The organism is Methylosinus sp. LW4, from assembly GCF_000379125.1.
Lineage (GTDB): Bacteria > Pseudomonadota > Alphaproteobacteria > Rhizobiales > Beijerinckiaceae > Methylosinus.
In genome coordinates this window covers 913588-931791 of record NZ_KB900626.1, presented here as the reverse complement: position 1 = coordinate 931791, position 18204 = coordinate 913588, and the positions used below count along the sequence as shown (strand labels likewise).

Here is an 18204-nt window from a genome sequence, read left to right as displayed (position 1 = left end):
GCCGAAAAGGGTCCATGATCGGCGGACGGCCGTCAAGACCCGGGCTCGGAGCGCGCGGCTCCGGCCGGCGGCGCCGAGCTCAAACGTCGCTCAGCCCTTCGACCGGCAAATCCTCCGCGCCCAGCGCGACGAAGCGATCGACCAGCCAGGTGGCGGCCGGCCCCGGCGGAGCCTCGCGCCGCCAAATGCACGAGAAGCGATAAATTCCGCCCCGTTGATCCGACATGGCCAGCCGCACGAGCGCGCCCGACGCCAGATCGTCCGCGACCATTTGCAGAGGCATGTTGCCCCAGCCGACGCCCTCGCGCAGCAGGGCGTGCTTCGCGCCGAGATCGGCGAGACGCCAGCTGCGCGGGCTGACCACCGAGAAATCGCGCCCCTCGGTGAAGCGCGAGCGATCCGTGAGCACGAGCTGCGTATGCTCGCGCGCGGCGCCGGGCGGGATGCGCGCCATGCGCCCCAGAGGATGATCGGGAGCCGCCACCGGGATCAGCGCGACCGATCCGGCCGCTATGCTCTCAATCCCCTCGACGCCGAGCGCGAGCGGGCCGGACACGCCGATCATCGCCGCGCCGCCCTGCACCATCGCCGTGACCGCGCCGAGCGCCTCCACATGCAGCCGCAGCTGCACGGTCGGGAATCGCCCCGCGAATTCCCGCAGCACGGTCCCCACCCGCTCCGTCGGCAGCATCACATCGACAGCGAGATCGACCTCCGCCTCCAGCCCCTCGAGCAGGCCTTTGACCTTGGCGCGCAAATCCTCGACGCCGCGCGAGATCGCCCGCGCCTCCGCCAGCAGCGCGCGCCCCGCCACGGTGAGCCGCGGCTTGCGCGTTCCCTCGCGCTCGAACAGCTCTATGCCGAGCTGCGCCTCGAGATTGGCGATTCCATAGCTGATCACCGAGACGGCGCGATTCAACCGCCGCGCCGCGCCGGCGAAGCTGCCGGCGTCGACAATGGCCAGGAAGATGGTCAGCTGGTCGAGGCTGGGCGCGCCCGGATTGCTCACTTTTCAACTTTCTCGAACAGTTCGACCAAAATTATCCGACTGAACAGAAGGGCGCGCAACTCTTAAATCCGTCTCCATCGACAGCGACCGATGTCGCGACAGGAGATTTGCAATGATCGAACTGAGACCTTTCGACAGCCTCGGCGGCGCCGATCACGGCTGGCTCGACGCCAAGCATCATTTCTCATTCGCCGACTATCACGACGCCAGACGGATGCATTGGGGCGATCTGCGCGTCTGGAACGACGACACGATCGCACCGCACACGGGCTTTCCGACGCATCCGCATCGCGACATGGAGATCGTCACCTATGTCCGCGAGGGCGCGATCACGCATCAGGATAGCCTCGGCAACAAGGGCCGCACCGAGGCCGGCGACGTGCAGGTGATGAGCGCGGGCTCCGGCGTCGCGCATTCCGAATATAATCTCGAGAATGAGCCGACCCGGATCTTTCAGATCTGGATTCTGCCGACGACCCGCGGCGGCGCGCCCGCCTGGGGCTCCCGTCCCTTCCCCAAGGGAGATCGTTCGGGCCGCTTCGTCACCCTGGCCTCCGGCTTCGACAACGACGGCGACGCGCTGCCGATCCGCACAGCCGCGCGCGTCGTCGGCGCGACGCTGCGGGCCGGCGAGACGGCGGAATATGCGCTCGGCCGCGCGCGCAAAGCCTATCTCGTGCCGGCTGTCGGCGCCGTGCGGATCGACGATGTGCGCGTGAACGCCCGCGACGGCGCGGCGATCAGCGATGTCGACATTCTGCGCGTCGCCGCGCTCGAGGACAGCGAGATCGTCCTCGTCGACGCCGCGTGACACACGAGCCGGCGCCGACGCGCCGGCCTTCGCAAATCATGAAAGAAGGATCGAGAGAATGACCAATGTTCGCAATGCGGATTACGCTGCTCTGCTGCTGCGCGTGAGCCTCGGCGCGCTGTTTCTCGCGCATGGGCTGCTCAAAGTCTTCGTGTTCACCCTGCCTGGAACAGCGAAATTCTTCGAGCAGCTCGGCTATCCCTCGCTGCTCGCCTATGTGGTCGTGGCCGCGGAGATCGGCGGCGGCCTCGCATTGATCTTCGGCGCGCTCACGCGCATCGTGTCCGTCGCGCTCATTCCCGTGATGATCGGCGCGCTGCTCGTGCATCTGCCCAATGGCTGGCTGTTCTCCAACGCCAATGGCGGATGGGAGTTTCCAGCGCTGTGGACGGCGCTCCTGATCGTGCAGGCCCTGCTCGGCCCCGGCGCCTTCGCCGTCAGGCTCCCTCACGCAGAAGGACAGGCGGTCGGCTCGGTGCGATAACCGGCAACCCACACGCTCGACGATGCGCGCAGCCATCCGCGAGCGGGTTTCGGAGAACGCGCACGCCACGCGCATTCGTATGACGCCCGGTCGAATTTCGGCCGCATCGGCGGTCTAGCTGGAGGTCGGCGCGTTCTTGACAGGTCCGGCGCGGGCGGCGCATCTGTCGCCCGCTTCCGGCGCGCCCGGACCGTTCCATAGGCCGAGACACCGGAATTCATGCTCGCGACGCGCGCCCCCGCCAAGATCAATCTGACGCTTCACATTCTCGGCCGCCGCGCCGACGGCTATCACGAGCTCGAGAGCCTCGTGGCCTTCTCCGGCGCCGGAGACAGCCTGCGTCTCGAGCCCGGCGAGGCGCTGTCGCTGGCCGTGGACGGTCCCACCGCCGCAGCCGCCGGCTCGGACGCCGATAATCTGGTGCTGCGCGCCGCCCAGCATCTCGCGGAGCGCGTCCCCGGCCTGCGTCTCGGCGCCTTTCATCTCACCAAATATCTGCCGGTCGCGGCCGGCATAGGCGGCGGCTCCTCGGACGCCGCCGCGGCGCTGCGGCTGCTCGCCCGCGCCAATGGGCTCGCCGCGGATGATCCGCGCCTGCTGGAGGCCGCCCGCGCCACCGGCTCCGACGTGCCCGTCTGCCTTTGCCCTCGCGCCCGCTACATGCTCGGCCGCGGCGAGACCATCGGCGCCCCACTCGGCCTGCCGCCGCTGCCCGCCTTGCTCATCAATCCCGGCGCGCCGGTTGAGACGCGCGGCGTCTTCACCCGCCTCGGCCTCGCCCCGGGCGAAACGACCGGCGCGGCTCCGCATCCCGAGATCGCGGCGGCGCTGGGCGCGGAGGGGATAGCGGCGGCGCTGCGCCGCGGCCGCAACGACATGGAGGACGCCGCCTGCGTCGAGGCGCCCGTCATCGTCGACGCGCTCGCCGTGCTGTCCGCCGCCAAGGGTTGCCGGCTCGCGCGAATGTCCGGCTCCGGCGCGACCTGCTTCGCTCTTTTCTCCACCCGTCAGGCGGCCGCCCGCGCGGCGGCGGTGATCCGCCGCCAGCACGCCGACTGGTGGGTAAAAACGGCGGTGCTGCGATGAGCCGTCCGCCCGCCGGCAAGGACCGCGGCCGCCGCCCGCCGCCGCGCCATCCGCCGAAAGAGGAGACGCCCTTCCGCCGCCCCGGAGCGGATGTCGTCGTGCTCTACGGCGCCCATGCTGTGCGCGAGGCTCTCATCGCAGGACGGCGCAAATTGCTGGCGCTCTATGCGACGGAGAACGCCGCCGAGCGCATCGCGCCGCTCGCCGCCGCCGCCGGCCTCACGCCGAAGATCGTGGACCCGCGCGCGCTGTCGCAACGGCTCGGCGAGGAGAGCGTGCATCAAGGGCTGATGCTGGAGGCGCGCCCGCTGCCGGAGGCGGAGATCGCCGACATAGAGCCGAAGAGCGGCCTCATCCTCGTGCTCGATCAAGTGACCGATCCGCACAATGTCGGCGCGATTCTGCGCACGGCGGCGGCCTTCGCCGTCGATGCGCTGATCGTGACCGAGCGCCACAGCCCGGATTTCACCGGCGTGCTCGCCAAGGCCGCCTCCGGCGCGCTCGAGCATGTGACGATCGTCTCCATCGTCAATCTCGCCCGCGCGCTCGAGCAATTGGCGGAGCGCGATTTTCTGATCGTCGGCCTCGATTCGGAAGGTCCGCAGCCGCTGGAGGCGAGCCCGCTGCGCAAGCCGCTGGCGCTGGTGCTGGGCGCAGAAGGCAAGGGCCTGCGCCGTCTGACGCGCGAGCGCTGCGATATTCTCGCGCGGCTCGACATGCCGGGACCGATCAAGAGCCTCAATGTCTCCAACGCCTGCGCCGCCGCTCTGATGGCGCTGCGACTTCGCCTCGGCTGAGGCGAAACGCCTCCGCTTGCCGCCCGGCCCGCCGGTTCGATGTAAGGGGCGGATCGAATTCGCGAAGGAGGAGACGCCATGTGCAAGCTCGCGCTCGTTTCGACGAGCCTCGTTCTGATTTTCGGCGGCGCCGCCGTCGCCGAGACTCAGATGACGCAGCGCGGCCGCACCTCCGGCCCGGCCGTCGGACAAAATGTGACGCCGAGCACGGTGACGCAGAAATCCGTGGAAGGACGCTCGAGCTTCATCGACGAGAACGAAGGCTTCGCGCTGGATGCGAGCGCCCTCGCCGCCGGCGCGCCGGGCGTCGAAGGCAAGCCGGGCGCGCAGAGCGGCCCCGCCCCGCGCGGCCGCGGATCATCGTCGAAATTCGTCTATTGAGCCTCGGTCCGCCGCGCCCGCCGCCTCTCGCAGCCAGAGCACGAAACGCTTGGCGATCGGATAGCTCTCCGATTGCGGATCGATGAAGGCGACATGACGCGGACCGGGCGCGACGATCTGCGGAAAAGGCGCGGCGAGCGATCCTTCCGCGGTCTGTCCCGCTGTCAGCTCGATCGGCCCGACAGCGACGCCCTGCCCGTTGAGAACCGCCATCAACGCCGTGTGAAAATGGCCGAAGCGACGCACGCGCCATTTTTGCAAAGGCGGCAGTCGCGCCGCCTCGAGCCATCGCTCGGTCTCGCCCGGCCGCGTGTCGCTGACGGCGAATGTCTCGCCGAGGAGAGCGGCGACGCCTTGCGCGGCGAGCGTCTCCGCATGGCGACGCGTCGTCAGCAGAGTGAGCGTCTCTTGCAGCACGGAAGCGGACTCCCAATTGCCGATCTGCTCGGAGCCGCGCATGATCGCGACATCGAAAAAGGCGAGAGCGGGATCTTCTCCGGTCTGACGCGTCTGCACATGCACATCGATATCGGGATGCAGCGCGTAGAATTGCTCGAGCCGCGGCACCAGCCAATGCATCGCGAAAGTCGCATGGGCGAAGACTTTGAGACGCCGCCGCGCCGTCGCGACGCGTCCCATGGCCGCATCCATACGCTCGAAGCCGTCGGTGATGACGGCGACGAATTCGCGCGTTTCGTCGAGCGGACGCAAACGTCCGCGATCACGCTCGAACAATGCGCGCCCGAGCCATTCCTCGAGCGCGGCGATCTGCCGGCTCACCGCGCCATGGGTGACGCCGAGCTCCCTGGCGGCGTTGGAGACGCCGTCGAGCCGCACCACGGCCTCGAGCGTCTGCAGCATTTTCAGCGGTAGCGGCTTGCGCGCCATCTCATGTCACTCGCTCTCTCATACGCCGTATCCGCGATGAACATCCTGCGGATGTGACGCTTTTGTGAAGCATATCGGCTCCGCTCACAGGGCCTGTGAGATTTATTCGTTTCGAGATGACGTCCTCGCCTGCTAGATGAACCAGCGCCGAAGCGAAGTCGCCAATGATGCGACGAGAGAATGCGGGGCGCGAAAATGACAGCCGAGATCACCATCAACGGAAGGCGCTACGCCGCGCCCTCCGAGCCGACCGTCGTCGTCTGCATCGACGGATGCGAGCAGGAATATATCAATCAGGCGATCCGCGCCGGCGTCGCGCCTTTCTTCGCCGGCCTCGGCGAGCGCGGCGCCGTGCTCACGGCCGATTGCGTGATGCCCTCCTTCACCAATCCCAATAATCTCTCCATCGTGACCGGCGCGCCGCCCAGCGTCCATGGCATTTGCGGCAATTATTTCTTCGATCCCGAGCAGGGCGTCGAAGTGCTGATGAACGACGCGAAATATCTGCGCGCGCCGACGATCCTCGCCGAATTCTCCAAGGCCGGCCGCAAGGTCGCGACTGTGACCGCGAAGGACAAGCTCAGCGCTCTGCTCGGCTGCGGGCTCGAGGGCGTTCGCTTCTCCGCCGAGAAGGCCAATGAGGCGACGCTCGCGCAAAACGGCGTCGATAATCTTCTCGCCGAGATCGGTCTTCCGCTGCCCGCCGTCTATAGCGCGGAATTGTCGGAATTCGTTCTCGCCGCCGGCGTCTGGCTGATGAAGACGATGCGGCCGGACATCATGTATCTCTCGACGACGGATTATGTGCAGCACAAGCATGCGCCCGGAACGCCCGCCGCCAACGCCTTCTATGCGATGCTCGACAAATATCTCACGCAGCTCGACGCGATGGGCGCCGTCGTCGGAATCACCGCCGATCACGGCATGAACGCCAAGACGGATTCGATCGGCCGTCCCAATATCGTCTTTCTGCAAGACGTGCTGGACATGCGCTTCGGCGCCGGGACATGCCGCGTGATCCTGCCGATCACCGATCCTTATGTCGTGCATCACGGCGCGCTCGGCTCCTATGCGACCGTCTCGGCGCCCGCCTCTATTCTCGACGAGGCGACGCAATGCGTCGCCGCGCTCGAAGGCGTCGATCATGTGCTCGACAATCGGACCGCCTGCGCGCGCTTCGAATTGCCCAATGAGCGCGTCGGCGATCTCGTCGTGCTGGCGAAACGCCTCTTCACGCTCGGCACATCCGCAAAGAGCCATGACCTCGGCGGATTGACCGCGCCGCTGCGCTCGCATGGCGGCCTCTCGGAGCAGCAGGTTCCGCTGCTCCTCAATCGTCCCGTCAGACGCGAGAGCAATGCGCGCCTGCGGAATTTCGACGTCTTCGCGCTCGCGCTCAACCGCGTGATCTGACGCGCGCGACATTCGTGATTTTTTCTCGCCACAGGACGAACGACCATGCGTAACGCCTGCAGCATTTTTATCATCTCGATCGCCGCAATATCGAGTCTCGACGCCGCGCGCGCGGAGATTTCCCTTGCGGGAACGGGCTCCGCTTTCGCCGCGCCCATCTACACGCGCTGGGCGCAGGAGGCGAAGCCGAGCGTCGGCGTGCAAGTGAATTATCAGGCGACCGGCTCCGGCGTCGGCCAAAAGCAGGCCGCGGCGGGAACCGTCGACTTCGGCGCCTCCGACGTCGCCATGGAAGCAAAGCGCATAGAAGAGGCCGATCTTCTGCAATTTCCGACCGTCGTCGGCGGCCTGGACATCATCGTCAATATCCCCGGTGTCGGCGCCAATGCGCTGAAGCTCGACGGGCCGGCCATCGCCGACATCTATCTCGGCGCGATCACGCGATGGAACGATCCGCGGATCGTCGCGCTCAATCACGGCCTCGCGCTTCCCGATCTGCTGATCGTCCCGATCCATCATTCCAACGCTTCTGGAACGACCTTCGCGCTGTCGCGCTATCTCTCCAAGATGAGCGAGGCGTGGAAGACGCGCATGGGCGTCGCGCTGACGCTGGAATGGCCGAGCGGCGTCGGCGTGCATGGCAGCGCCGGCACGGCGGGCGAGGTTCCGCGCACCTTGGGCTCGATCGGCTACGCCGAGAATTCCTATGTGACGACCAATCATCTCGCGCCGGCCAAGCTGCTCAATCGCGCCGGCAAATATGTCGCGCCGAATGAGGAGAGCTTCGCCGCGGCGGCGGCCAATGCGGATTGGGCGGCCACTGATAATTTCGCCGTCGATCTCACCAATATGCCGGGCGAGAAAAGCTGGCCTCTGGTGACGGCGACCTTCGTGCTGGCGCCGAAAGCGCCGGCGAAGGCGGAGCGAACGGCGGCCGTGCTGAAATTCTTCGACTGGGCCTTCGCCCATGGCGACAAGGCGGCCAAGGCTCTGCAATATATCCCGCTGCCGCATGCGGTGAAGGATCAGATCAGAGCGGCCTGGCGTCAGAAGCTGGCCTTCGGCGCCAAGGACTGATCGCCGGCTCGCGCGCTCGCCTTCAAAGCGGCCGCCAGCGCATCAGCCCTCGCATCCAGCCGCGCGTCACATTTGTGCGACGCTCGAACAGGAACCAGACGGCCGTCGCATAGAGCAGCGCGACGGCCATCAGCGCGGCCATTCGCAAGAGGACGGCGACGCCCGGCTGACTCTGGCCGGGCGCCAGCAGCCAGAACCACAGCATCAGCAGCAGCGGAAAATGCACGGCGTAGAGCGTGTAGGAAATTTCCGAGAGCCCCTGCGCCGCGCCGCCATAGAGCCCGCCGAAAGGCCGAAAGGCCGCGAGATCGCGCAGCCAGTAGGCGATGGCGCAGCCGAGAATCACATCGCCGAAAATACTGCGCCACGCATGGGCGACGCCGATCGCCGCCAAGGTCGCGAGCGCGCCGCCGAGCGCGCGCGCCGGCGACGGGCGCGCCGGATGATCGGCGGCCAGCGCGCCGGCGAGCCATGGCAGGCCGAGCAGCGCGATCTCCGCCGGCAGGAGCGCCAGAGTCAGCAGGCCCGCGCTGGCGCAGAGGCCCCGAACGAGCGGCGCGCGATGGAAGAAAGCGAAGGCGAGCAGCGGGAAGGCGAGATAATACCAAGCCTCGTTGGCGAGGCTCCACAGCGGGCGGTTGGAGCCGAAGACGGGCGTCTCGATCGTCTGCAGAAAAAATACATTTCCCAGCAGCGTCGCGAGCGAATGATTCGCCGGTTCGGCGGGCGTCGGTCCGCTCGGCAGCACCGCCGCCAGCGCGCCCTGATAGGCGCCGGCGGGGCCGAGCGCCGCGCCGGCGAAGTCCCAGAGCGCGGTGAGCGCCAGCGCGGGAATCAGCACGGTCCACAGCCGCGAGAGCCGCGCGGCGCCGTAATCCGCCCAGGAGAAGCGCCCCGCGCGCATCGCCGCGAGAGTGGAGCCGCCGACGAGAAAGCCGCTGAGCGCGAAAAAGGCGATCACGCATTCATGGCCGAGACCGCCGAGCGTGAAGAGAAACTTGTCGAGGAGCCCATGCCGCGCCGCCTCGGCGTAAGGAACGACGAGCAGCGCCCGCAAATGGCTGACCACCACGCCGAGCGCGCAGAGACCGCGCAGCATGTCGAGATGCTGGAGACGAGGCTTTGGAGACTGCTGCATGGGGTTTTGCGATTGGCCGTTCGTCGTCCTCGTTTGGACAATCAGGCCGGCTCTCCAGCTGGGACGTTCAACGAAAATGCTTCTTGGGCAGACCCGATTGCCGGATCATCGACGCCAGCGTGCCGGGCTTGATATCGTCGCTCAGCCGATGCGCTGCGATCGTCACGAGGCGGACCTCGCCATCGACCTCGCCTCGGTAGATCGCATGTGAACCCTTTCCCTGACGATGGAGAGCGAAGCCATTCAGCTCCAATATCCGAATGAACGCATCGAATGTCACGCCGGACAGGCCACGGGGAAGGACGCCGAGGTGTCGCCGTCGCCGGCGCGCCAATGGCGCCGAGCCGACCACACGACTCGCGCCGTCCAGGACAGGAACACCCAAAGCGGCGCGCGTCGGCCCAGCAGCTTCGCGCGCGTGGCCTCGTCCTCGTCGCTCGCCGCGGCGACATAGTCGCGAACGGCGTCCTCGAGGGCTTCCCGAACCTCATTGAAGCTGCGGCCTTGAACGGCGAGGTCGAACTCGAGGCAAACGCCCTCCCACTCGCCAGCTCGGCCGTGAGCGAAGCAAAGGAGATCGCGCATCTTCGGACCCTTTCCGAATCGAGTTCCTAGAACTCTCTCTGAGAAGCTAGTGTCCCGCCGATCCTCGAGAAGCTATCAGCGCCGCGCTCGCTTTGGCAACGCTCAGGCGCGGCGCCATCGGCTCCGAGCTGGCCGTAGCTTCCGACCGTAACGGTCGCGCTCTTATGCTGATCGAGCTGCGGGATGTCTTTGGTGGAGCCAGACGGAATCGAACCGACGACCTCTTCAATGCCATTGAAGCGCTCTCCCAACTGAGCTATGGCCCCACTTTTGTCGCCGCCCTCTCTGGGGTGAGGGCGGGGCGAACCGCGGCGTCGCCGCTGCAGCGCGAGGGCTGTATAGTGCAGCCCGCCGCGCGCCGCAAGCCCGCTTTTCGTCCTTTCTCGTCAGAGAATGAAGCGGCTCAAATCACGGTTCTTGGCGAGGTCGCCGATATGCTCCTCCACATAGGCGCCGTCGATCGTCACCGTCTCGCCGGCCCGGTCGGAGGCGGAGAAGCTCACCTCGTCCAGCACGCGCTCCATCACCGTCTGCAGGCGGCGCGCGCCTATGTTCTCCACCGAGGAATTCACCTGCACCGCGACGCGGGCGATGGCGTCCACCGCCGACGGCGCGATCTCCAGCGCGACTCCCTCCGTCGCCAGCAGCGCCACATATTGCTTGGTGAGGCAGGCCTCGGTCTCGGTGAGAATGCGGCGGAAATCCTCCTCATCCAGCGAGGCGAGCTCCACTCTGATCGGCAGGCGGCCCTGCAGTTCCGGCAGGAGATCGGAGGGCTTGGCGACATGGAAAGCGCCGGAGGCGATGAACAGCACATGGTCGGTCTTCACCGGCCCGTGCTTGGTCGCGACCGTGGTGCCTTCGATCAGCGGCAGCAGGTCGCGCTGCACGCCTTCGCGCGAGACGTCGGCCCCGCCCCTGCCCTCGCGGGCGCAGATCTTGTCCATCTCGTCGAGGAAGACGATCCCATTGTTCTCGACCTCGGAAATCGCCTCGCGGATGCTCTCCTCCTGATCGATGAGCTTGTCGCTCTCCTCGGCGAGCAGCGGGCCATGGGCCTCCTTCACCAGCATTTTGCGGCGCTTCGGCCGGCCCTGAAACGCCTTGCCGAAAATATCGCCGATGGAGAAGGCGGAGACGCTGGCGCCGGGCATGTTCGGCAGCTCGAACATCGGAACCTGCGGCCCCGATTGCGCCAGCTCGACCTCTATCTCCTTATCGTCCAGCTCGCCGGCGCGCAGCTTCTTGCGGAAGGAATCGCGCGTCGCCGGCGAGGCCGCCGGGCCGACGAGCGAATCGAGCACGCGCTCCTCGGCCGCTAGCTGAGCCTTGGCCTCGACATCCTTGCGCCGGCGCTCCTTCACCAGCAAAATCGCCACCTCGACGAGATCGCGGACGATCTGCTCGACATCGCGGCCGACATAGCCGACCTCGGTGAATTTCGTCGCCTCTATCTTGAGGAAGGGCGCATTGGCGAGCTTGGCGAGACGCCGCGCGATCTCGGTCTTGCCGCAGCCGGTGGGACCGATCATCAATATGTTCTTGGGCAGCACCTCTTCGCGCATGGAGCCTTCGAGGCGCAGCCTGCGCCAGCGATTGCGCAGCGCAATGGCGACGGCGCGCTTGGCGTCCTTCTGTCCGACGATGAATCGGTCGAGTTCCGAGACGATCTCGCGCGGGGAAAAATCGGCCATATCAGTTCCTCGGAGAAGCTCAGATCGATTCGAGCACGATGTTGCGATTGGTGTAGACGCAGATGTCGGCGGCGATCTCCATCGCGCGCTTGGCGATCACATCCGCCTCTATCGGCTGATCGAGCAGCGCGCGCGCCGCGGCCAGCGCATAATTGCCGCCGGAGCCGATCGCCGCCACCGAGCCATGCTCGAAGGCTTCCGGCTCCAGCACGTCGCCGGCGCCGGTCAGCGTCAGCCCCACCTCGCGATCGGCGACCAGCATCATCGCCTCGAGCCGGCGCAGATAGCGGTCCATGCGCCAATCCTTGGCGAGCTCCACGCAAGCGCGCGTCAATTGCCCGGGATATTGCTCGAGCTTGCCCTCGAGCCGCTCGAACAGAGTGAAGGCGTCGGCCGTCGCGCCGGCGAAACCCGCGATCACATCGCCCTTGCCGAGACGCCGCACCTTCTTGGCGTTCGCCTTGACGATGGTCTGGCCGAGGCTCACTTGTCCGTCGCCCGCGATGACGGTCTTGCCGTTCTTTTTCACCAGAACGATGGTCGTCGCGTGCCAGCTCGCCGGTTTCGTATTTTGTTCTTGTGTCATCCGAGCCTCGGCTGGAAAAAGAGTCTTGCGGATGTAGGGACTGCGGCGCCGCTCGGCAAGGGGCGCGCCCGCGGCGCAGGGGAGCCCCGATCATGACCGAAGAGAGCAAGCGCAAGGCGATCGTCGAGGCGGCGCGGAGCATGAACGCGCTCGGCCTCAATCACGGAACCGCCGGCAATATTTCGGCGCGCGACGGCGACGCCATGCTGATCACGCCGAGTGGAATCTCCTACGCCACAATGACCCCGCAGATGATCGCGCGCATGCCGCTCGCGAGCGATGGCGAGTCGCAAGGGCCGCTCGCGCCCTCCAGCGAATGGCGCATGCATCGCGACATCTTACGCGCGAGGCCGGATGTGCAGGCCGTCGTGCATGCGCATTCGACCTATGCGACGACGCTCGCCGCGCTGCGGCGCGAGATTCCGCCCGTGCATTATATGATCGGGATTTTCCGAACGTCGCGCATTCGCTGCACGGATTACGCGCCTTTCGGCTCGCAGGCGCTCTCTGATCTCGCGGTGGAAGGATTGGGCCGCGCGCATGGCGTGCTGCTCGGCAATCACGGCATGATCGCGCTCGGCGAAGGATTGGAGCGCGCAATGTGGCGCGCCGTGGAATTGGAGGCGCTGGCGCAGCTCTATTATCTCGCGCGCATGGCCGGCGAGCCGGCGCTGATCTCCGAGGCGGAGATAGAGAGCGAGATCGCGCGTTTCGAGAATTACGGATTGAAGTCCGTTAAGTGAAATCGCGTCGCTGCGCATCCTTCTCCCGCTTGCGGGAGAAGGTGGCCCTCGCGTCAGCGAGGGTCGGATGAGGGCGGATGAAGCTGCGGTTCGTATTCGAAAAGCGAAGATAAAGATTAGTATCAGATCACATCGGACCCTCATCCGACCCGGCCAAAGCCCGTTGTTTACGACGGGCGTCCTCGCGGACACCCTATGGCCGGGCCACCTTCTCCCACAAGTGGGAGAAGGAATCGCGAACCTCGGCTACGCTAAATCAGGAAACAATCCGCGCAGTCCGGCCTCGCTCGCGGCGCACACGCCGCGCTCCGTTATCAGCGCGCCGACGAGGCGCGCAGGCGTCACGTCGAAGGCGTAATTGGCGGCGGGCGAGCCCTTCGGCGTCACTTGCACGCGCGTCACTGCGCCATTGTCGGCGAGGCCGGAGATATGCGTCACCTCGCTCGCATCGCGCTGCTCGATCGGGATTTCGGCGACGCCGTCGCGCATCGACCAATCGATCGTCGAACTCGGCAGCGCGACGTAGAAAGGCACGCCATTGTCATGCGCGGCGAGCGCCTTCAGATAGGTGCCGATCTTGTTGCAGACATCGCCGATGCGCGTCGTGCGGTCGCTGCCGACGATGCACAGATCGACGAGCCCGTGCTGCATCAGATGGCCGCCGGTGTTGTCGGCGATGACGGTGTGGGGAATCCCTTCGCCCGAAAGCTCGAAGGCGGTGAGGCTCGCGCCTTGATTGCGCGGCCGCGTCTCGTCGACCCACACATGCAGATCGATTCCATCGCGCGCCGCCTTGTAGATGGGCGCGAGCGCCGTGCCCCAATCGACGGCGGCGAGCCAGCCGGCGTTGCAATGGGTGAGAATATTGACCGGCCGGCCCGGATGCTCGGCGGCGGCGGCGCAGATCAGCGTCGCGCCATGGTCGGCGATCGCCTCGCAGCAGAGCGCGTCCTCATCGGCGATGGCCGCCGCCTCACCGAAGGCCAGCGCGCGCCGGTCCGAGGGCGCCGCGGAAAGCAGCAGCCTACGCATGCGGTCGAGCGCCCAGCGCAAATTGACGGCCGTGGGGCGCGCCGCGGCGAGTCGCGCATGGGCCTCCTCCAGCGCCGAGTCGCTCGGATCGACGGCCGCGGCGAGCGCCAGCCCATAAGCGCCGGTGACGCCGATCAGCGGCGCGCCGCGCACGACCATGGTCGCGATCGCGGCGACGGCGTCGTCGAGCGAGGCGAGCCTTTTGGTCTCGAATCTGTGGGGGAGCTTGATCTGGTCGATCGCCTCGACGCTACCGTCGGCGTTTTCCCAGATGGTGCGGTAATGGCGTGAGTCGATGCGCATCGCGGCGGCGTATCCGGCGGAGTCCTGCTCCACGCCTAGCCTATGGCCGCCGCCCTGTCGACCTCTCGCCCGAAAGCGATCGGGCGGCCTGCGCTTTCGCGCCGCCGCCCGCCGGGTGAGATCAAGCGGCGCGCTTCAGAGCGGCCGGGGTGAGAGCCCATGCGCGGTCAGGAGCGGCGACCGGGCTCGCGGGAGCCTCGACCTGCAGCGGCGCGGCCCAGGCGCTGGCGACGATCGCCAATTTGGCGCGCAGGGAACGCTCGTTCCACCACCAGACGAGGAAACAGACGGCGGCAATGCCGAAAAGCGCGGTGAAGGGCTCGCCGGGGAGGAAAGACAGGTCGGGCGCGCATTCCTTGGCGTATTCGCAGGCGTCGGACCAGTCCTGAAACCAAGTCTTGATCGATTCCATAGTGACCTCGTCTCGCCTTCGCAGCCACGGTCGAACCGGTCGGAAGGCTTCTCTAAATTACGATTCCGGCGGCGCGGCTCGGGAACGATGCTCGACGGAGCGGGCCGAAATTCAGTGAACTTAGAATATTGCGCCGCACAAAAATTTCAAGGAAAAATTCCCGTCGGGCTATAGAGGAAGGCAATGATCCAGTAACCTTCACGAGGCCTCAACAACCTATATATTATATTATAATTCAAATATTTATATGAGACCATCCACCCCCGCCGAAAGCCCTCCTCGCGCCCTTGCGGCGCCGCCGTGACGCCCTGCAACAATTTGTCACAGCCCGGCCTCGGCTGGTCCGGCGCCGGTGTGCTGGTTGTCGATACAACGGTTGGAGCGGCCTCGCCGCGCGCCTTGAGCGCCTGCCGATTTGGCGTTCCGATGGAGACAGGCCCGCGCCCGCCGCGGACAAATATCCGCGCCGATCATCTCGCCACTTTGCTCAAAGAGGCTTCTTCAGCGAAGGCGCGGCAAGCGCAGCCTTCGCCCGCTCACAGGCTGTTTTGAATGTGGTCGCGCACCACAGGGTAGATCTGATTGTCCCAGCGCTTGCCGTTGAAGACGCCATAATGTCCGACGCCGGCCTGCAAATGGTGCGACTTCATATAGGGACGCAGGCCGCTGCACATATCCTGAGCGGCGAGCGTCTGGCCCACGGCGCAAATATCGTCCTTCTCGCCCTCCACCGTGAGCAGGAAGGTCTTCTTGATCGCGCGCGGCGTCACCTTTCGCCCTTTAAAGAGCAGACTGCCCGCAGAAAGGGCATTTTTATGGAAGACGGTCTCGATCGTCTGCAGATAGAAATCCGCATCGAGGTCCATGATCGCGAAATATTCCTCATAGAAGGTGCGGATGCGGTCCGCCTTCTCGTGATCGCCTTCGACGCGGTGGCGGAAGAGATCGATGAAAGCGTTGGCGTGGCGCTCGGCGTTCATGCTCATGAAGCCGGAGATTTGCAGAAAGCCGGGATAGACGCGCCGCCCCGCCCCCGGCAGCATGCGCGGCACGGTGCCGATCACATTATTGTGGAACCATTCGATCGGCTTGGAGACGGCGAATTCATTGACCTTGGTCGGCGACACGCTGACATCGAGCGGTCCGGCCATCAGCGTCAGGCTCGCCGGCTGCGCGGGGTCATTGTCCTCGGCCATTATCGAGACGGCGGAGAGCGCGGCGACCGTCGGCTGGCAGACCGCGACGACATGGGCGGGCGGGCCGAGGAAGCGCAGAAAATCGATCAGATGCTGGACGAACTCGTCCATGCCGAAAACGCCCTGCGAGAGCGGAATGTCGCGCGTGTTGATCCAGTCGGTGACATAGACGTCGTGGTCCTGCGCGAGCGTGCGGATCGTGCCGCGCAGCAGAGTCGCGAAATGCCCGGACATTGGCGCGACGAGCAGCACGCGCGGGAGATTTTCCGCATCCTTGCGCACGAAGCGCAGCAGCTGGCAGAAGGGCGTCGAATAGACCGGCTCTTCTATCACGTCGATGACGGCGCCATTGTGCGTCGTGATCTGCGTGACGCCATAGTCGGGACGCACATGCGTGAAGCCGAGCAGCGAGACCAGCTCGCAATAAGCCTCGAAGCACCGCAAAGGCGACGCGTAAGGCGTCGATTTCCATAGGCGAGCCAGTCGCTCGCCGCTCGCCGCCGCCAGACGAAGTCGATTGCTCACGTCGGCGTAGCTCTGATATGCGTCATACATCATGCGGCTGAGCGAAACCTTCCGTTACCGATGGGGCAGGTCGAGCAAGCCCCGTGCCATGGACGGGCTCTAGCATGGCACAGCGCTTGCTGCACAGTCCACCAAAGGAAAAGGAGGAAGCGTTTCTCATGGCGGCGAAAACGGCGGCGACGACGACGCTCACGATCAGCAGCAAAAACTATTCGTCTTGGTCCTTGCGGGGCTGGCTGATGGCCAAGCTTTCCGGCGTCGCTTTCGAGGAAATCGTCGTCAGCCCCGACGACGTCGCGGCGCGCGCGGAAATACTTCTGCTGTCGCCCTCCATCCTCGTGCCATGCCTCACGCATGATGGCGCGAAAATTTGGGACACTCTGGCGATCGGAGAGTTCTTGAACGAGATCGCGCCGACAGCGGGACTATTGCCGGCCGATCGCATGCGCCGCGCGCATTGCCGCTCCATTTGCGGCGAGATTCACTCGGGCTTCACATCGCTGCGCTCGGCGCTGCCGATGAATCTGAAAGGCCATTTCCCCAAGTTCAAGGTCTGGTCGAAGGCGCAAGGCGACATCGCGCGCGTCACGCAGATCTGGCGCGAATGCCTCGAGACCTATGGCGGGCCTTATCTCTTCGGCCAGCTCTCCATGGCCGACGCCATGTACGCGCCGGTGGCGACGCGCTTTCGCACTTACGACGTTCCGCTGGACGACGTCAGCCAAGCCTATTGCGACCGCATTTTCGAATTGCCCGCGATGCAGGAATGGATCGCGGCCGCGCAGCTCGAGAAGGAAGAGATCGAGGAGCTCGAGGTCGAGTTTTAAAACTCTCGCCTCGCGCTCTTTAGACATCCCCGCCTATCGATCGCGCCACCTGCGCCGGGGCGCGACATAGATCGAGCGCCCTGAATAATACGGCTCCGCATAGCTCGGATAAGCATAATAATATTGCGGCTCGTAATAGGCCGGGGCCTGCGGCGTGGCGGCGTAATATTCCGCGCGATCGGTGAAATCATTATGCGCCTGCGCGGCGCCGGCGACGCCGAAGGCCGCGACGGCGGCCGCGGCCAGTTTCGACAGGTTTCGTCCCATGACGTCCTCCCCTTTACGCGCCCGGCCCCGAAGCGGTAGAAAACGCGCGAGCAGGATGCGAGTTCCAGCCGCCGACATTTTGGGGGACTCGGCGGCTTGCTCATCGTTATGTATCATGTTTACATAACATGAACGAGAGCCACGACCTGAGCGCGCCCATGACCGAGCCGACCCCGACCGACCCGACCTCCGACGGCCCCTCCTCCTTCTTCAACGCTATGGCCGACGCCTTCGACGCGACGATCCGCGAGCGCCGCGCGCGGCCGGAGTTCATCGGCGCGCTGTGCCTCCAGGCCTTCGACAGCTTCGAGGGCAATCTCGCCATTCAGACGGAGGGCGCGCCGGCCATCGCCTGCGCCGGCGATTGCCCCGCCTGCTGCGTGCTGCGCGTCGTCGCCACGGCGCCGGAGGTGTTTCTCATCGCGCGTTTCGTCAACGCCAATCAGCGCGCGCTGGCGCAGCGCGGCGTCGATCTGCCGGGGCGCATAGGGGCGATCAACGCATTCGCCAATGGCTGCTCGGAGAACGCGCGCATGGCGCTGCGCCAGCCCTGCCCTTACATAGAGGCGGGCCTCTGCCTGCTCTATCGGCTGCGGCCGCTCGCCTGCCGCGGCCACGCCTCCTATGACAAGAACGCCTGCATCGCCGCGACCAGCGGCCATGACGCCGACACCGCCGTCTCGACGCCGCATCTCATGGTCCGCAGCATGGTGCAGAATGCGATGATGTCCTCGCTGCGCTCGGCCGGCCTCGCCTGGCGCCTCTATGAGCTCAATGGCGCCGTCGCCATAGCGCTCGACGACGCCGACGCCGAGCGGCGCTGGATCGCGGGCGAGGACCCGCTGCTGCCCGCGGCCATAGCGGATTTCGACGCCGCCGAGATCGGCTCGACATTCGACTCGTTGCGAAGCTGACGCGACGCATTCGGCGGGGCTGACGCGGCGCATTTG

The 18204-nt window shown here is 66.0% G+C and carries 21 protein-coding genes and 1 tRNA gene; 10 read left to right on the top strand and 12 right to left on the bottom strand.

All coding sequences use genetic code 11. The features are described 5' to 3' along the window. Positions 1-79: 79 nt before the first annotated feature. The gene (locus METLW4_RS0104715) at positions 80-1009 is read right to left on the bottom strand and encodes a LysR family transcriptional regulator (protein WP_018265051.1); all 930 of its coding nucleotides are present in this window, start codon (positions 1007-1009) and stop codon (positions 80-82) included. 112 nt (positions 1010-1121) lie between these two features. Between METLW4_RS0104715 and METLW4_RS0104710 the strand changes: the two genes are divergently transcribed. The 5 genes from METLW4_RS0104710 (at position 1122) to METLW4_RS24005 (ending at position 4568) form a co-directional block, all read left to right on the top strand. Next, the gene (locus METLW4_RS0104710; RefSeq protein WP_018265050.1) at positions 1122-1820 is read left to right on the top strand and encodes a pirin family protein; all 699 of its coding nucleotides are present in this window, start codon (positions 1122-1124) and stop codon (positions 1818-1820) included. Between the two features lie 58 nt (positions 1821-1878). Further along, positions 1879-2304, top strand: a complete 426-nt coding sequence (locus METLW4_RS0104705) for a DoxX family protein (protein WP_018265049.1) — start codon at positions 1879-1881, stop codon at positions 2302-2304. A gap of 219 nt (positions 2305-2523) precedes the next feature. Further along, entirely contained in the window at positions 2524-3390 is an 867-nt protein-coding gene (locus METLW4_RS0104700; protein WP_018265048.1) for a 4-(cytidine 5'-diphospho)-2-C-methyl-D-erythritol kinase, read from the top strand. Then, positions 3387-4187 (top strand): 23S rRNA (guanosine(2251)-2'-O)-methyltransferase RlmB, encoded by an 801-nt coding sequence (rlmB, locus tag METLW4_RS0104695; protein WP_018265047.1) that lies wholly within the window; start codon positions 3387-3389, stop codon positions 4185-4187. The genes METLW4_RS0104700 and rlmB overlap by 4 nt, the downstream gene beginning before the upstream one ends. Positions 4188-4265: 78 nt before the next feature. Further along, positions 4266-4568 carry a hypothetical protein gene (locus tag METLW4_RS24005; protein WP_018265046.1) on the top strand — a complete coding sequence of 101 codons (303 nt, stop codon included), beginning with the start codon at positions 4266-4268 and terminating at the stop codon, positions 4566-4568. Here METLW4_RS24005 and METLW4_RS24000 read toward each other — a convergent pair. Then, complete coding sequence (locus METLW4_RS24000) at positions 4545-5456, bottom strand: LysR substrate-binding domain-containing protein (RefSeq protein ID WP_018265045.1); 912 nt, start codon at positions 5454-5456, stop codon at positions 4545-4547. The two genes, METLW4_RS24005 and METLW4_RS24000, sit on opposite strands and share 24 nt — an antisense overlap. 195 nt (positions 5457-5651) lie before the next feature. Here METLW4_RS24000 and phnA point away from each other — a divergent pair, with 195 nt between their 5' ends. Continuing rightward, positions 5652-6869: a phosphonoacetate hydrolase gene (gene phnA / locus METLW4_RS0104680; protein WP_026191253.1), complete on the top strand. Its 1218-nt coding sequence runs from the start codon at positions 5652-5654 to the stop codon at positions 6867-6869. A gap of 45 nt (positions 6870-6914) precedes the next feature. Beyond that, positions 6915-7946 carry a phosphate ABC transporter substrate-binding protein PstS gene (pstS, locus tag METLW4_RS0104675; RefSeq protein WP_018265043.1) on the top strand — a complete coding sequence of 344 codons (1032 nt, stop codon included), beginning with the start codon at positions 6915-6917 and terminating at the stop codon, positions 7944-7946. A gap of 22 nt (positions 7947-7968) precedes the next feature. Here the strand turns inward: pstS and METLW4_RS26290 are convergent, their stop codons facing one another. From METLW4_RS26290 to hslV, 6 genes are all read right to left on the bottom strand, one after another. Further along, positions 7969-9084, bottom strand: a complete 1116-nt coding sequence (locus METLW4_RS26290) for an acyltransferase family protein (RefSeq protein ID WP_018265042.1) — start codon at positions 9082-9084, stop codon at positions 7969-7971. A 67-nt stretch (positions 9085-9151) separates the two neighbouring features. Next, positions 9152-9364, bottom strand: a complete 213-nt coding sequence (locus METLW4_RS0104665; RefSeq protein WP_018265041.1) for a type II toxin-antitoxin system HicA family toxin — start codon at positions 9362-9364, stop codon at positions 9152-9154. Next, positions 9361-9669, bottom strand: a complete 309-nt coding sequence (locus METLW4_RS23990; RefSeq protein ID WP_018265040.1) for a hypothetical protein — start codon at positions 9667-9669, stop codon at positions 9361-9363. The genes METLW4_RS0104665 and METLW4_RS23990 overlap by 4 nt, the downstream gene beginning before the upstream one ends. Before the next feature lie 190 nt (positions 9670-9859). Beyond that, positions 9860-9935 (bottom strand) — tRNA-Ala (locus METLW4_RS0104655). A 120-nt stretch (positions 9936-10055) separates the two neighbouring features. After that, positions 10056-11363 carry an ATP-dependent protease ATPase subunit HslU gene (gene hslU / locus METLW4_RS0104650; protein ID WP_018265039.1) on the bottom strand — a complete coding sequence of 436 codons (1308 nt, stop codon included), beginning with the start codon at positions 11361-11363 and terminating at the stop codon, positions 10056-10058. 19 nt (positions 11364-11382) lie between these two features. Further along, on the bottom strand, positions 11383-11949 hold the full coding sequence (hslV, locus tag METLW4_RS0104645; RefSeq protein ID WP_018265038.1) for an ATP-dependent protease subunit HslV: 567 nt from the start codon (positions 11947-11949) through the stop codon (positions 11383-11385). A 92-nt stretch (positions 11950-12041) separates the two neighbouring features. Here hslV and METLW4_RS0104640 point away from each other — a divergent pair, with 92 nt between their 5' ends. Then, positions 12042-12692, top strand: a complete 651-nt coding sequence (locus METLW4_RS0104640; protein WP_018265037.1) for a class II aldolase/adducin family protein — start codon at positions 12042-12044, stop codon at positions 12690-12692. 246 nt (positions 12693-12938) lie between these two features. Here METLW4_RS0104640 and mtnA read toward each other — a convergent pair whose 3' ends face one another. The 3 genes from mtnA to METLW4_RS0104625 all read right to left on the bottom strand — a co-directional run bounded on the left by mtnA (position 12939) and on the right by METLW4_RS0104625 (position 16193). After that, positions 12939-14027, bottom strand: coding sequence for an S-methyl-5-thioribose-1-phosphate isomerase (mtnA, locus tag METLW4_RS0104635; RefSeq protein ID WP_026191252.1), 1089 nt, complete (start codon positions 14025-14027; stop codon positions 12939-12941). Positions 14028-14148: 121 nt separating this feature from the next. Then, positions 14149-14439, bottom strand: a complete 291-nt coding sequence (locus tag METLW4_RS0104630; RefSeq protein WP_018265035.1) for a hypothetical protein — start codon at positions 14437-14439, stop codon at positions 14149-14151. A gap of 536 nt (positions 14440-14975) precedes the next feature. Continuing rightward, positions 14976-16193 carry a polyhydroxyalkanoate depolymerase gene (locus tag METLW4_RS0104625; protein WP_026191251.1) on the bottom strand — a complete coding sequence of 406 codons (1218 nt, stop codon included), beginning with the start codon at positions 16191-16193 and terminating at the stop codon, positions 14976-14978. Between the two features lie 125 nt (positions 16194-16318). Between METLW4_RS0104625 and METLW4_RS0104620 the strand changes: the two genes are divergently transcribed. Next, positions 16319-16987 carry a glutathione S-transferase family protein gene (locus tag METLW4_RS0104620; protein ID WP_026191250.1) on the top strand — a complete coding sequence of 223 codons (669 nt, stop codon included), beginning with the start codon at positions 16319-16321 and terminating at the stop codon, positions 16985-16987. A gap of 33 nt (positions 16988-17020) precedes the next feature. Here METLW4_RS0104620 and METLW4_RS0104615 read toward each other — a convergent pair whose 3' ends face one another. After that, positions 17021-17254, bottom strand: a complete 234-nt coding sequence (locus tag METLW4_RS0104615; protein ID WP_018265032.1) for a hypothetical protein — start codon at positions 17252-17254, stop codon at positions 17021-17023. A gap of 158 nt (positions 17255-17412) precedes the next feature. On the opposite strand from METLW4_RS0104615, the gene METLW4_RS0104610 reads away from it, so the two are divergent. Continuing rightward, positions 17413-18168: a hypothetical protein gene (locus tag METLW4_RS0104610; RefSeq protein ID WP_026191249.1), complete on the top strand. Its 756-nt coding sequence runs from the start codon at positions 17413-17415 to the stop codon at positions 18166-18168. The last annotated feature ends 36 nt before the right edge of the window (positions 18169-18204 follow it).

Coding starts and splice junctions, on each gene's coding strand:
- METLW4_RS0104710 (WP_018265050.1), top strand. CDS start 1,122: ATGATCGAACTGAGACCTTTCGACAGCCTCGGCGGCGCCGATCACGGC.
- METLW4_RS0104705 (WP_018265049.1), top strand. CDS start 1,879: ATGACCAATGTTCGCAATGCGGATTACGCTGCTCTGCTGCTGCGCGTG.
- METLW4_RS0104700 (WP_018265048.1), top strand. CDS start 2,524: ATGCTCGCGACGCGCGCCCCCGCCAAGATCAATCTGACGCTTCACATT.
- rlmB (WP_018265047.1), top strand. CDS start 3,387: ATGAGCCGTCCGCCCGCCGGCAAGGACCGCGGCCGCCGCCCGCCGCCG.
- METLW4_RS24005 (WP_018265046.1), top strand. CDS start 4,266: ATGTGCAAGCTCGCGCTCGTTTCGACGAGCCTCGTTCTGATTTTCGGC.
- METLW4_RS24000 (WP_018265045.1), bottom strand. CDS start 5,456: ATGGCGCGCAAGCCGCTACCGCTGAAAATGCTGCAGACGCTCGAGGCC.
- phnA (WP_026191253.1), top strand. CDS start 5,652: ATGACAGCCGAGATCACCATCAACGGAAGGCGCTACGCCGCGCCCTCC.
- pstS (WP_018265043.1), top strand. CDS start 6,915: ATGCGTAACGCCTGCAGCATTTTTATCATCTCGATCGCCGCAATATCG.
- METLW4_RS26290 (WP_018265042.1), bottom strand. CDS start 9,084: ATGCAGCAGTCTCCAAAGCCTCGTCTCCAGCATCTCGACATGCTGCGC.
- METLW4_RS23990 (WP_018265040.1), bottom strand. CDS start 9,669: ATGCGCGATCTCCTTTGCTTCGCTCACGGCCGAGCTGGCGAGTGGGAG.
- hslU (WP_018265039.1), bottom strand. CDS start 11,363: ATGGCCGATTTTTCCCCGCGCGAGATCGTCTCGGAACTCGACCGATTC.
- hslV (WP_018265038.1), bottom strand. CDS start 11,949: ATGACACAAGAACAAAATACGAAACCGGCGAGCTGGCACGCGACGACC.
- METLW4_RS0104640 (WP_018265037.1), top strand. CDS start 12,042: ATGACCGAAGAGAGCAAGCGCAAGGCGATCGTCGAGGCGGCGCGGAGC.
- mtnA (WP_026191252.1), bottom strand. CDS start 14,027: ATGCGCATCGACTCACGCCATTACCGCACCATCTGGGAAAACGCCGAC.
- METLW4_RS0104630 (WP_018265035.1), bottom strand. CDS start 14,439: ATGGAATCGATCAAGACTTGGTTTCAGGACTGGTCCGACGCCTGCGAA.
- METLW4_RS0104625 (WP_026191251.1), bottom strand. CDS start 16,193: ATGATGTATGACGCATATCAGAGCTACGCCGACGTGAGCAATCGACTT.
- METLW4_RS0104620 (WP_026191250.1), top strand. CDS start 16,319: ATGGCGGCGAAAACGGCGGCGACGACGACGCTCACGATCAGCAGCAAA.
- METLW4_RS0104615 (WP_018265032.1), bottom strand. CDS start 17,254: ATGGGACGAAACCTGTCGAAACTGGCCGCGGCCGCCGTCGCGGCCTTC.
- METLW4_RS0104610 (WP_026191249.1), top strand. CDS start 17,413: ATGACCGAGCCGACCCCGACCGACCCGACCTCCGACGGCCCCTCCTCC.